General features: G+C 67.0%; 10 protein-coding genes. 3 read left to right on the top strand and 7 right to left on the bottom strand.

All coding sequences use genetic code 11. The features are described from left to right. Positions 1-2: 2 nt before the first annotated feature. The 5 genes from ACIQ1T_RS17795 to ACIQ1T_RS17775 all read right to left on the bottom strand — a co-directional run bounded on the left by ACIQ1T_RS17795 (position 3) and on the right by ACIQ1T_RS17775 (position 7,343). Positions 3-953: an FAD binding domain-containing protein gene (locus ACIQ1T_RS17795; RefSeq protein ID WP_395945900.1), complete on the bottom strand. Its 951-nt coding sequence runs from the start codon at positions 951-953 to the stop codon at positions 3-5. Then, on the bottom strand, positions 950-1,579 hold the full coding sequence (gene paoA, locus ACIQ1T_RS17790; protein ID WP_395945899.1) for an aldehyde dehydrogenase iron-sulfur subunit PaoA: 630 nt from the start codon (positions 1,577-1,579) through the stop codon (positions 950-952). Before paoA ends, ACIQ1T_RS17795 begins: the two co-directional genes overlap by 4 nt. 778 nt (positions 1,580-2,357) lie before the next feature. After that, positions 2,358-3,701: an amino acid permease gene (locus tag ACIQ1T_RS17785; RefSeq protein ID WP_395945898.1), complete on the bottom strand. Its 1,344-nt coding sequence runs from the start codon at positions 3,699-3,701 to the stop codon at positions 2,358-2,360. Continuing rightward, positions 3,698-5,029 (bottom strand): amidohydrolase, encoded by a 1,332-nt coding sequence (locus tag ACIQ1T_RS17780; protein WP_395945897.1) that lies wholly within the window; start codon positions 5,027-5,029, stop codon positions 3,698-3,700. Before ACIQ1T_RS17780 ends, ACIQ1T_RS17785 begins: the two co-directional genes overlap by 4 nt. 22 nt (positions 5,030-5,051) lie before the next feature. After that, the gene (locus ACIQ1T_RS17775) at positions 5,052-7,343 is read right to left on the bottom strand and encodes a TonB-dependent receptor (RefSeq protein ID WP_395945896.1); all 2,292 of its coding nucleotides are present in this window, start codon (positions 7,341-7,343) and stop codon (positions 5,052-5,054) included. Between the two features lie 312 nt (positions 7,344-7,655). Between ACIQ1T_RS17775 and ACIQ1T_RS17770 the strand changes: the two genes are divergently transcribed. After that, positions 7,656-8,513 (top strand): N-formylglutamate amidohydrolase, encoded by an 858-nt coding sequence (locus ACIQ1T_RS17770; protein ID WP_395945895.1) that lies wholly within the window; start codon positions 7,656-7,658, stop codon positions 8,511-8,513. A gap of 31 nt (positions 8,514-8,544) precedes the next feature. Further along, positions 8,545-9,411, top strand: a complete 867-nt coding sequence (locus tag ACIQ1T_RS17765; RefSeq protein ID WP_395945894.1) for a MurR/RpiR family transcriptional regulator — start codon at positions 8,545-8,547, stop codon at positions 9,409-9,411. A gap of 21 nt (positions 9,412-9,432) precedes the next feature. Here ACIQ1T_RS17765 and ACIQ1T_RS17760 read toward each other — a convergent pair whose 3' ends face one another. Next, the gene (locus tag ACIQ1T_RS17760; protein ID WP_395945893.1) at positions 9,433-10,092 is read right to left on the bottom strand and encodes an isochorismatase family cysteine hydrolase; all 660 of its coding nucleotides are present in this window, start codon (positions 10,090-10,092) and stop codon (positions 9,433-9,435) included. Positions 10,093-10,104: 12 nt separating this feature from the next. After that, the gene (locus ACIQ1T_RS17755) at positions 10,105-11,412 is read right to left on the bottom strand and encodes a hypothetical protein (RefSeq protein WP_395945892.1); all 1,308 of its coding nucleotides are present in this window, start codon (positions 11,410-11,412) and stop codon (positions 10,105-10,107) included. A 215-nt stretch (positions 11,413-11,627) separates the two neighbouring features. Between ACIQ1T_RS17755 and ACIQ1T_RS17750 the strand changes: the two genes are divergently transcribed. After that, positions 11,628-11,873 (top strand): 2-oxoadipate dioxygenase/decarboxylase family protein (locus ACIQ1T_RS17750; protein ID WP_395945891.1); only part of this gene is annotated, 246 nt, incomplete at its 3' end.

Below are 11,873 nucleotides of genomic sequence, written 5' to 3'. Positions count from 1 at the left end.
CCTTATCCTCTCGCGTCGCTGATGACGGCGGCGAGCGTCCGCTCGGCCAGGGTCACCTTGAAGGCGTTCTCGTGCGTCGGCCTGGCCTCCGCCAGGGCCACGGCGGCGACCGCCTTGGCGCCCTGCGGCATCGCCGCCTCGGCGGCCTCGACCCGCCACGGCTTGTGGGCCAGGCCGCCGAAGGCCACGCGTCCCGTCCCGTCACGCTGGATCACGGCCGCGACCGACACCAGGGCGAAGGCGTAGGAGGCCCGGTCCCGGACCTTGCGATAGACATGGGTTCCGCCGATCGGCAGCGGCAGGGTCACCGCCGTGATCAGGTCGCCGGGCGGCAGAACCGTGTCGATGTGCGGCCGGTCGCCGGGCAGGCGGTGGAACTCGGCTATCGGAATGGTCCGGGTATCGCCGGCCGCATCGACCGTCTCGACCTGGGCGTCCAGCAGCCGCATGGCCACGGCCATGTCGCTGGGATGGGTGGCGATGCAGCTGTCGCTGACGCCGATGACCCCCAGTTGTCGGCTGAAGCCGCCGATGGCGGCGCAGCCCGAGCCCGGCTTGCGCTTGTTGCAGGCCTGGTTGGTGTCGTAGAAATAGGGGCACCGCGTCCGTTGCAGCAGATTGCCCGCCGTCGTCGCCTTGTTCCGCAACTGCCCCGAGGCGCCGGCAAGCAAGGCGCGGCTGAGCACGCCGTAGTTCCGTCGCACGCGCGCGTCGCCCGCCAGATCGGTGTTGCTGACCAGGGCGCCGATCCGCAAGCCGCCGTCCTGCGTCTCCTCGATCCGATCCAGACCCAGGGGGCCGACGTCGATCAGATGCGGCGGCGTCTCGATCTCCAACTTCATCAGATCCAGCAGATTGGTGCCGCCGGCGATGAATTTCGCGCCGGGCCTGGACCGCGCGGCCAGAGCGGCCGCCGCCGTGGTTTCCACGCGCTCGTAGGTGAAGGGTCTCATGCACGTGCTCCCGCGACTTCGGCCATAGCCTCGGCGATGTTGGAATAGGCGCCGCAGCGACAGATGTTGCCGCTCATCCGCTCGCGCATCTCCTCGCCGGTGGGTTCGGGGCGGTCGGTCAGGCTGGCTGAGACATGGCTTGGGGCGCCGGCGCGGATTTCCTCCAGAACCGCAACCGCCGAGCAGATCTGGCCCGGGGTGCAGTAGCCGCATTGGTAGCCGTCGTGTTTGATGAAGGCGGCCTGCATCGGATGCAGGTTCTCGGGCGCGCCCAGCCCCTCGATAGTCGTGACCTTGGATCCCTCGTGCATGACCGCCAGGCTCAGGCAGGAGTTGATCCGCTTGCCGTCGACGATGACGGTGCAGGCCCCGCACTGGCCGTGGTCGCAGCCCTTCTTGGCGCCGGTCAGATGGAGGTGCTCGCGCAGGGCGTCCAGCAGGGTGGTGCGCGTGTCCAGGTCCAGCGTCCGTTCGGCGCCGTTGACCTCGATCGACACCGGCATCCGCGAGGGGGCGGATTCGGCCCGCGGGGTCTGGGCGGCCGTCGGCGCCACGGCGGTCAGGGCTGCGCCCGCCGTTCCCACGGCGAGGACGCCTCGTCGTGAAAGTTGAACCTCGTTGGCCATGGCGGTCTCCAGCTTCTCGTTCGCGCGATCGAACCCAGCGAAGGCCGGCGCGGAACAAGCCCGCCCGCCGCTAAGCACAAGCTGCAAACACTAAGAGAAAGCCGCCGTTCCAACTAATATTGAATATGGCACGATCTTATCTTCTCAGATCATGAGCCGTCGCGGCTATATCTTGCCAGATACATCGAACAATGACCGAGTGATCGGTATTGAGAATGACTATCATTTATAGTCATCCCAAGGTCACGCCGCATGTACTGCTATATATTGGTCCGTGCGGCTGTCACATCGCCCATGCAAGGCCGCCCATCGCCGCCGCGCCAAGGCGAGGAACTCAGCGCCCGACGCGCCCCCTCCTGAACTTCGGCCGACGACAAGGAATTGTGTCTCGATGAAATTCGAATGATGTCGCGGCATACGCATGGGAACGCTGGCTCTGCAGGCCCGCCATCTCGATCTCAGAGTGGCGTCAAATACCGACAAATCCATACCAAGATGTCGGCAATCGTCTGGCGGCCTTGTCTGAGGCGTGGACCTTGAGCCGGACGACACGTTGTCGGCGACGACGTTCAGGGCGCCGCCGCCCGAGATCTTGGCCACACTGACGGCGCCGCCCTCGTACCGGCCGTTCGGGGCGTGAAGGGCGGCGGCCAGAATGGCGGCGCCGGCTATGGCGTTCCGGCCCTCGTCGAAGGCGCGAACGGCGTGGGCGGCCCCGGTCCGAGTTAGAATCCGCATCGGCATGTCCGGGGCAGCGCTATGGACCTAGGCTCCGCTGTCAGAAGGATGCGCCAGGTCCGCCACGCCCCCTGAAGACAACAACCAGAACGCAGAGCAGAAGCATCGTCCCCAGCGACCAGCCGACGCCCGTGGCGCAGCAGGCCACCAAAAGGACCATCGACATGAGGCAGGCGAAACCCGCCGTCCCGACACCCCCCGGCGTCTTATACGGGCGAAGCGTCTCTGACCGCGCCGATCGCAACCGGATGTGAGACAGGGTCATCGCGACATAGGACACCATGGCCGCCAGAACCATGGCGACGAAGACGCCTTCCGCCGCCGCCGCACCGCCGATCAAGGCGACCGCCAGGGCGAGAGCGCTGGGAACCAGAATGGCGAGGACCGGCGTGCCGCGCGTCCCGACCGCCGACAATCGCTCCGGCAGATATCCGGCTCGGGACAGGGCGAAGGCCTGGCGGGAAAAGGCGTAGATGGCGCTGAACAGACAGGCGCCCAGGCCGACCAGAGCCGCAAGACTGACCAGGATCGGCAGGACGCCGTCGCCCCGCCCCGCAAGCCGCAGGGCCGCCGGCAGAGGGTCGTTGGCGCCGCTCAGGGCCTGGACGCCGACGCCGCCAGGGCCGCTCAACAGGAGGATCACGCCCAGCAGGCCCAGGACCACCACGGCGGCGATCATCGCCTTGGGCAGGGTCTTCTGCGGCGCCTCGACCTCCTCGGCGGCCATGGCGATGCCCTCGACCGCAAGGAAGAAGGCGGTGGCGAACGGCAGGGCCAGCCAAACGCCGGTCAGACCGGCGGGCAGAAGCGGATGGCCCGCCTGGCCCGGCGCGGCTTCGATCAGATTGGCGACGTCGAAGCTGGGCGCCATCGCGACGCCGAACAACAGGATGCCGGCGATGGCGACGGTGGTCAGGATGAAGACCGAGACGATCGCCTCCTTGGCGCCGCGCAGATGGATGGCGACGGGAACTGCGAAGGCCGCCACCACGATGGGCCATCCGCCGAACCCGAACAGGCCGCGCCAGTAGGCCTCGAAGAAGATGGCCACCACGGCGGAGGCCGCGCCGTATTCCACCAGGATGGCGAAGCCGGTCAGACGGCCTGCGACGGGTCCAAAGGCGGCCTCGGCGAAGGCGAAGCCCCCGCCCGCCGTCGGCAGAATGCTGGACAGTTCCGCCAGGGTCGCCATCAGGGCCAGCCAGACCACGGCCGTGATGCCAACGGCCAGCATCATCCCGCCCCAGCCGGCCCGCTCCAGGCCGAAATTCCAGGCCGAGAAATCGCCGCCGATCACATAGGAGACGCCGAGCCCGGCGAGAAGCACCCAGCCGATCTTGCTTCGCTTCAGCGCCTCGGTCTCGACGGGAGCCGCATCGGTCATTGGGCCTCGCCGGCGTTCTCGTTGAGGAAGTCGACGGCCAGATAGCTCAGGGCGCGAACGCCATATTTCAGGGCTCGCTCATCCAGCATGAACCGGGGCGAATGGCCGCGCGGCGCGTTCTGCAGGTCGATGCCGGGCGCGGGATCGCCGACGCCCAGATAGAAGAACAGTCCCGGCGCCGCCTTCTGGAAATAGGCGAAGTCCTCGGAGCCCGTGCTTGGCACCTCCAGCAGGCTGGAGCCGTCGCCGAACACCGCCTTCAGGGGGCCCTGGCTGGCCCAGTCGTACATGGCCGGGTCGTTCTCATTGACCGGATAACCCGGAGCGAGGACGACATCGGCCGTGGCGCCCAGCGCGCTGGCCGCGCCCTGGGCCGTGGTGCGGATATGGTCGAACGTCTGGTTTCGCAGCGTCTCGCTGAAGGTGCTGATCGCGCCCTCCATCGTCACCTGCTCGGGAATAATGCCGGCCCGCTCGCCGCCGTGCACGCTGCCGATGGTGAAGATGACCGGAGAGGCGACCGTATTGACCTGTCGGCTGACTACGGTCTGCAGGGCCGTGATCACCTGGCCCGTGGCCACGACGGAATCGACGCCGGTCCAGGGCGACGATCCGTGGGTCTGACGTCCGCGCACCGTGATATTGACCGTGTCATAGCTAGCCTGAAGGGGGCCCGGACGGGTGCGGACCTGGCCGACCGCCAGGCCCGTGTTCACATGCAGGCCGAACACGGCTTTCGGTTTTTCGGAAAAGGCGCCTTCCTTCAACATTCGCGCGGCGCCGTCGCGCGCCTCGTCCCAGCCGGTCTCCTCTGCAGGCTGGAAGATCAGCGTCACCACGCCCGACAGGTCGGCCTTGCGCGCGGCCAGAACCCGCGCCACGCCGAGCAGCATCGCCGTATGGGCGTCATGACCGCAGGCGTGCATCAGCGGCACCGTCCGGCCTTCCCAGACGCCGGTCTCGGTCGAGGCGAACGACAGTCCGGTCTCTTCCTTGACCGGCAGGGCGTCCATGTCGGCGCGCAGCGCCACCGAAGACCCTGGCTTGCCGCCCCTCAGCACCCCGACCACGCCGGTGTCGGCGACGCCGGTGCGGACCTCGAAGCCCAGGGCGGTCAGTTCCTGGGCGACCAGGGCCGCCGTGCGGTGCTCCTGAAAGGCCAGTTCGGGATGCTGGTGAATGTCCCGGCGCCAGGCGATGACCTGGGACTCGACGCCGTCGGCTGCGGCGTCGAGTTCGGCGTGGGTCACCTGCGCCCTCGCCCCACCTCCAGCGCTGGCGAGCGCGAGAGCGCCGAGGGCGATGGAGGCGAAGTGGGAACGGCGCATCTGGATCTCCGGGACGCGGGTTTCAGTAGCGATAGGTCAGAGAGACGCCGACCCGACGCGGCGCATCGACACGGTTATGCCAGAAGGCCGCGTTGGGCTGCACCTGGAACGACTTCCACCGCGACAGGATGATGTATTCGTCGAACAGGTTCTGGGCGAACAGCTTGGCCGTCCAGGATCCCGTCTCCCAGGCGACGAAGGCGTCGACGCGGTCGTAGCCCGGCAGGGGGTGGACCGGATCACCCGAGGTCGCGCCCGAACCGACCGTGGTGTCGTCCACGTGGCGCAGGTTGGCGTTGAACACCAGTTCGCCCGACGACACCGGATGACGGTATTCGGCGGCGAGGAAATAGGTCAGCTCCGGCACATAGGGGAAGGGATCGCCCGCCTTGTTGACCAGAACGCCGCCGCCGGGCGCGATCGTATAATCCTCGAACCTTCCGCGGGTGTAGGCCACGTTGCCCGACAGGGTCAGACGATCCGTGACCTGCCAGCGCGCGTCCAGCTCGGCGCCGTCCACCTTCGAGCTGGAGGCGTTGTTGATGGTGGTGGCGGTGAAGGCGCCGCGGATCACGCCGGCCTGGAGCTGCTGATCCTTGATGTCGGTGTGATAGATCGCAAGATTGAAGGCGACGCTATTGTCGAACAGGCCGCCCTTGAGCCCGATCTCGTAGTTGGTGGTGGTTTCCGGCTCGATCGGCACGACGTCCGAGGGCTGGACCGGAGCGACCTGGAAGCTGCCTGCCTTGAAGCCCCGCGCGACCGAGCCATAGACGGTCAGTTCCGGTGAAAGAGTGTAGCGCAGCGAGGCCTGGGGCGAGAAGTTTTCCCAGTCCGCGTCATTGGTGGTGGGCGTGAAGAAGTCAGGCCAGCCATAGACGGTGCTGGGCGTGTAGCCGATGACGCCGTTGGCGGCGAACTCGAACCGCTCCAGGGCGGAGACATCCACCTTTTCCCACGACACCCGCGCGCCGACGGTCGCCTCGAGCCTGGGCGTGACGGCGTAGGTCAGCTGGCCGAAAGCGGCGACGCCGTCGCGTTCCAGCGACACGATCTGCTGGTTCCAGAGACCGTCATAGGACGACTGGGGCGCCGCGCCGGCGGGGTCGTCCATATTGGAGAAGTTGTACCAGCGATTGTTGTCCTGCTTGTCGTGGAAGGCGTAGAGGCCGGCCAGCCACTGCAGCGGCCCGGCGTAGTCGGACTGCAGCCGCACTTCCAGCGAGGTGCTTTCCTGCACCCGGTCGTAGTCGTGATAGTTGCCGACGCGATAGGCCGTGCCGTCGAAGTCATAGGGCGAGGAGCTTTCGCCGTATTCGTAGCCGGCGATGATGTTCAGCGTCAGGTCGCTCAGCGTCTTTTCGACGTTCAGCGCGGCGCCATAGTTCTTCGAGGTGTTCTTGAAGGCCTGGTCGCCGTCGACCACATAGCCGCCCGTCGATTCCAGCGGACCCGGCGCCTGATCGACGCCTTCGAACGCGCCGTAGTGGGCCGACAGATTGATGTCCCAGGTCTCGTCGGGCGTCCAGCGCAGCGCGCCGCGCGCATTGACTTCGCGCTGGCCGTCCGCCGCTTCGACGTCGGTGTCGGCGGCGTTGTATTCCTGCTCCAGATCACGACCGGGCCAGAAGGGGTTCTCGTTCAGCACGGCGGCGCCGTTCTGGGTGACGAAATAGTCCGACTGGCGTAGGCTGAGCGCGGCCGAGCCGAACAGCTTGCCTGCGACTAGAGGGCCGCTGACGCCCAGGTCCGTCTGATAGGTTTCGAAATTGTCGTAGAGGACGCCGACCTTGGCGCGAACCTCGTCGGACGGGCGTCGCAGGACGATGTTCACGGCGCCGCCTTCGGTGTTGCGCCCGAACAGGGTGCCTTGCGGTCCCTTCAGGACCTCGACCCGCTCGACGTCCAGCAGTTCGGAGTCGAAGCTCAGGCCCGGCGAATAGACGCCGTCGATGAAGGTCGCCGTCGAGGGCTCCAACTGCGAGTTGGCGCCGACGCCCCGGATCACCAGCTGGCGGAAGTCGCGGCCCGGCGACAAGCCGTTGCCGGTGACGGCCAGGCCGGGCGTGACGCCGACCGTGTCCTCGATATTGGTGGCGCCCAGTTGTTCCAGCGTCTCGGACGAATAGACGTTGACGGTGGCGGGCACGTCGCGAAGCCGTTCGCTGCGCTTGCGCGCTGTGACGACGATGTCGCCGACGGCGTCAGCGGACGGGGCGGCGGCCGGCGCGGTCTGAGCCTGGGCTCCACCGGCGCCGACGAGAACTAGAAGCGCGCCGGCGGCGCAGCCATATCGAAGATTACCGTGGCGCATCATCGTATCCCCCAAGGAAGCGCGAACCGATTTGTGCCGTGGGCGGAACAGATGTCAGCGCCGCGACACCGAATGAAGCACATGCATCATTAAGGCCGTCAATAGGCATATTGACATATTCATTACATTCTCCGATCTTTCGGTACGGGGAAGGAACACTTGGCGCGAATGCCCGCAACGCGGGGTTTCAGCCATCCAGATCCGGGCGATCGGTGCTGTAATTTTCGTTACACGAAGCCTGCATCATCGAACGCATCTTACAGATAAGAACCATTTGCGTGAGGACGTCTCCATGCGTCCGCCGGTGAAGCGATGACCGTACGAGAGCCCCTTCCTCTGCTCGCGCCTGACGAGCCGCCCCCGGTCAGGGTGACACCCGGCGAGAACTGGAGCTGGCTCGTCGTGTGCGACCACGCCAGCCGTCGTTTTCCCCGCGCCCTGGGCGAAATGGGCCTGTCCGACGCCGACAGCCGCGATCACATCGCCTGGGACATCGGCGGCCTGGACGCCGCTCGCCGTCTGGCGACGCGCCTGAACGCCCCCCTGATCGAATGCGGCTATTCCCGCCTGGTGATCGACTGCAACCGCTATCCACACAAGCATGACGCCGCACCCGAGGTCAGCGACCGCCGCCGCATTCCGGGCAACGAAGACCTGTCGCCCCAGGCGCGCGACGCCCGCGTCGCCGAAATCTTCATCCCCTATCACCAGGCCATAGCCGCCCATCTGGACGCCGCCCTGGCCAAGGGGATCAGACCCGTCTTCCTGTCGGTCCACACCTGCACCGCGCGCATGGGCGGGAAAGACCGTCCGTGGGAGATCGGCGTCGGCTGGACCCGCGACGCCCGCACTGCCGCGCCTCTGCTGGCGGCGCTGGAAGCGCGCGGCGACGTGGTGGTGGGCGACAACGAACCCTATGGTCTGGACCTGGGCCTCGACTTCACCACGCCGGAACACGCGATGACGCGCGGCCTGGCCCATCTGCAGATCGAATTCCGCAACGACCTCGTCACGACGCAGGAAACCGCAGAGGCCTGGGCCGACAAGCTGTTCGAGGCTATCACCAGCATCGAGGATCAGGCAGGTTGGCGTCAGGAAGACCACCATCTGACCGAGTCGGACGGGATCCTCGGCGATGGAAATCTGGACCGCTTTCTGAGCCCACGCTGACCGGTCCTGAACGGGAAGGAGCACGCGCGTCTTGACGACCCTGGCCGATCGCATCGCCGCCGCCTCGAGCGAATTCACGCCGGCCGATCGGCGCATCGACGAGATCCTGTTCTCGACGAACATGCTCGCGGGTCTGGAGACCGTGGCCCGGCTGGGCGAACGGGCGCGGGTCAGCGGCCCGACCGTGCTGCGCTTCGTCACCAAGCTGGGTTTTTCCAGCTTCCCCGAGTTTCAGGAAGCGCTCCGCTCCGATATCGAAAGCCGCCTCGCCTCGCCGCTGGATCTCTACGCCCAGCCCGGACGCGATCCCGACCCGGACAGCCTGGCCGCCCATGCGGCCGAAACCTTCGACGCGGGCGTGCGCCGCACCCTGGCCCGGCTGGAGCCGGCCGTGCTGGACAAGGTGGTCGAGATTCTCGCCGATCCGTCGCGGACCATCTATCTGGTCGGCGGGCGGTTCACCCATCACCTGGCCGAGATCTTCTGGGGCCATCTGCATCAGTTGCGGCCCCGCACGCGGGTCATTCGCCAGGGGGTGGTCTCGCCGCGCGACCATCTGGTCGACATCGGCCGACGCGACGTTCTGGTGGTCTTCGACCTGCGGCGCTATCAGGCCGACACGGTGGAACTGGCCGAGTTCGTCAAGCTGCGGCGCGCCACCGTCATCCTGATCACCGACCCGCTGCTGTCGCCGATCGCGCGTGTGGCCAACCATGTGCTGACCTGCGAACTGGACGCCCCGTCGCCCTACGATTCCATGGTGCCCTGCCTGGCCCTGGTCGAGGTGCTGGTCGCAGCCGTGATGCGGGCCTGCGGCGACGACGCCCGCCAACGGATCGTCGAGATCGAACAACTGCGCGAACTCGGCTCCAGCGAAAGCATTCCGCCCGGGGAATGATGGGGGACGAGCCTTCCCGTCTCAGTCCTTGGGCGTGACGGCTTCCAGTTCTCTCACCAGGGTCGCGGTGTCCGTCACCCGGCAGTAGCCCTTGGTCAGTTCCAGCGCCCAGCGGTGGCGATCTTCCGTATAGGTGGCGCAGGCGTCCTCGGGCACCACCGCCAGAAACCCCCGGTCGCAGGCGTCCCGCACCGACGAGATCACGCACTGGTCGGTCAGCAGACCGACGACGATCAGCCGCTCCACCCCGAGATTGCGCAGCACATATTCGATATTGGTCGAGTTGAAGACGCTGGAGGTGGACTTGGGAAAGCGGATCTCGTCGCCGATCGGCGCGATCTCCTCCAGAACCTGGGCGTCGCGCGAGCCCTTGGCCACCGAGATGCCGCTGACCTTATAGTCCAGGCTGCGGTCGCGCCCGTCGTCGGTCAGGTTCTCGACCGTGGTGAAACAGACCTCGCCCCCGGCGGCGCGCAGGGCGTCCTGAAGCGCCCGGATATTGGGCAGCATGGTCTGGCGGATACGGTCGAAATAATAGCGTTTCTCGTCCGGCAGATCAGCCTCGGTCAGGTGGGCGTACTCCCCCTCCCCGATCACGGCGACATAATATTGAACATCGACGACCAGCAGGCCGATCCTGGACGGGTCGGACAGGGGCAGGTCACGGGACAGGACGGTCATGGCGGGTTCCGTTCAGAAGACTTCGGCGTAGCGCGCGCAGACGGCGTCGGCCTCGAGCCCGCGGCACTGCTCGGCCTCGTGCCGCTTGGCGATCAAATAGGCGCGCGCCAGATCCTCGCCCAGCCAGCCGAGGGCGGCCGCATCCGCCTCCAGTGCGTCCAGCGCGGCGTCCAGGCTGGTCGGCAGGCGCACCACGCCGAGGGCGGCCATGGCGGCCGGATCGGCCTCCGACGGATCGTCGTTGACCAGGGGCGGCGCGGACAGGCCCGCATCCAGTCCAGCCAAGCCGGCCATCAGCAGGCCGCCGAGCGCGAGATAGGGATTGGCCGTGGCGTCGGCCGCGCGATATTCCAGATTGTACTGGCGTCCGGCGCTTTCGGGGTCCGACCCGACCAGGGGGCAGATCCGCAGGGTCGCCTCCCGGTTACGATCCCCCAGACAGGTATAGGCCGAACTCCAGCGATGGGGCTGAAGCCGTTCGTAGGAGACGACCGAAGGCGCAGTCAGGGCGCAGAGCGCCGCCATATGCCGCACGATCCCGGCCGAGAAGGCCGCGCCGATGTCCGACAGACCGCCCGGCCCCGCCGGGTCGTAAAGAACCGGTCGGCCGTCCTCGGTCCACAGGCTGAAATGGATATGGACGCCGCTGCCGACCCCGCCCGGCGTGCGGACGGGCGTGAAGGAGGCGGAACCGCCGGCCGACAGGGCGGCGGCCCGCACGATCTCGCGCGAGGCCACGGCCCGATCCGCAGCGGCGACGCCGAAGGTCGGAGCCAGGACCAGTTCGAACTGATCCTGGGCGAACTCGGCCAGCAGCATCTCGGGGTCGAGACCGGCGGCGGTCAGAACTTCCAACAGCCGCTCGCCGAAGGGCTCATGGCTGATGGCGCGCTGATAGGAAAAGCCGGGACGACGCGGGCCGGTGTCGGGCAGTTCCAGCCAGAACTCCTGTTCGAACGACGCAAACACCTTCAGCCCGTGCCGGGCCAGGCCGTCCACGGCGCGTTTCAGGAAGGAGCGGGCGCACAGAGTGAAGGTTTCACCGTCCAGCGACCCGACATCGCACAGGGCGAACCTCATCCTGCGGTCCGGCAGCGCCGCCTCGAACAGGGCCTCGGCGTCCGGGAACAGCCGGCAGTCGCCATGAGACCCATAGGGGTTTGGCGAGGGAATAGTGTCGAACGGCGAGATCAACTGGTTCACCGGCACCCAGCCGACGCTGGACGCCAGGCCGGCGCCGGCCCGATAGCCGCCACGGCCTCGCGTGACCCCGCCCAGGTCCGACACGAGATAGTGGGTCAGTCGATTTTCATCCGTCACTTGAGCATCCCCGCCTAGTCGCACATCGATGAAGCATATGATGCTTTAGTGTCAATAACCGCCAGATTGTATCTTTTGTTAGATCGCCCACCCCCAGACTGAGCGCCTCCGTCCTTCATTCGCAATTCGACTTTACAGATGATGGCTTGTCGTTTCCAGGAACCGGACGGATCGCGGATTATCGCTGCATCCTCATTCCCTTTCGCGATATGTTCATGTCCGCCTTCGTCCATCCCGATGAGATCCGCAGCCGGTTCTCGGCCGCCCTGTCCGCGATGTACCGGGCCGAGGTGCCCCAGTACGGCGAACTGCTGACCCTGGTCGCCGACATCAACGCCAGGACGCTGAAGGCCGACGCCGCCGGCGCCGACCGCTTGGCCGCCTCGGGTGAACTGGCCCGCCTGTCCGAAGAACGCCACGGCGCCATCCGCGTCGGCACGGCGGCGGAACTGGCGACCATC

The sequence above is a fragment of the Brevundimonas sp. genome (genome assembly GCF_044336875.1).
GTDB lineage: Bacteria > Pseudomonadota > Alphaproteobacteria > Caulobacterales > Caulobacteraceae > Brevundimonas.
Note: the sequence above shows the minus strand (reverse complement) of the source record. Positions and strands in the feature narration are given on the sequence as shown.

Bases quoted from the DNA above. Each gene is read 5' to 3' on its own strand.
- ACIQ1T_RS17795 (WP_395945900.1), bottom strand. From the start codon at position 953: ATGAGACCCTTCACCTACGAGCGCGTGGAAACCACGGCGGCGGCCGCT.
- paoA (WP_395945899.1), bottom strand. From the start codon at position 1,579: ATGGCCAACGAGGTTCAACTTTCACGACGAGGCGTCCTCGCCGTGGGA.
- ACIQ1T_RS17785 (WP_395945898.1), bottom strand. From the start codon at position 3,701: ATGACCGATGCGGCTCCCGTCGAGACCGAGGCGCTGAAGCGAAGCAAG.
- ACIQ1T_RS17780 (WP_395945897.1), bottom strand. From the start codon at position 5,029: ATGCGCCGTTCCCACTTCGCCTCCATCGCCCTCGGCGCTCTCGCGCTC.
- ACIQ1T_RS17775 (WP_395945896.1), bottom strand. From the start codon at position 7,343: ATGCGCCACGGTAATCTTCGATATGGCTGCGCCGCCGGCGCGCTTCTA.
- ACIQ1T_RS17770 (WP_395945895.1), top strand. From the start codon at position 7,656: ATGACCGTACGAGAGCCCCTTCCTCTGCTCGCGCCTGACGAGCCGCCC.
- ACIQ1T_RS17760 (WP_395945893.1), bottom strand. From the start codon at position 10,092: ATGACCGTCCTGTCCCGTGACCTGCCCCTGTCCGACCCGTCCAGGATC.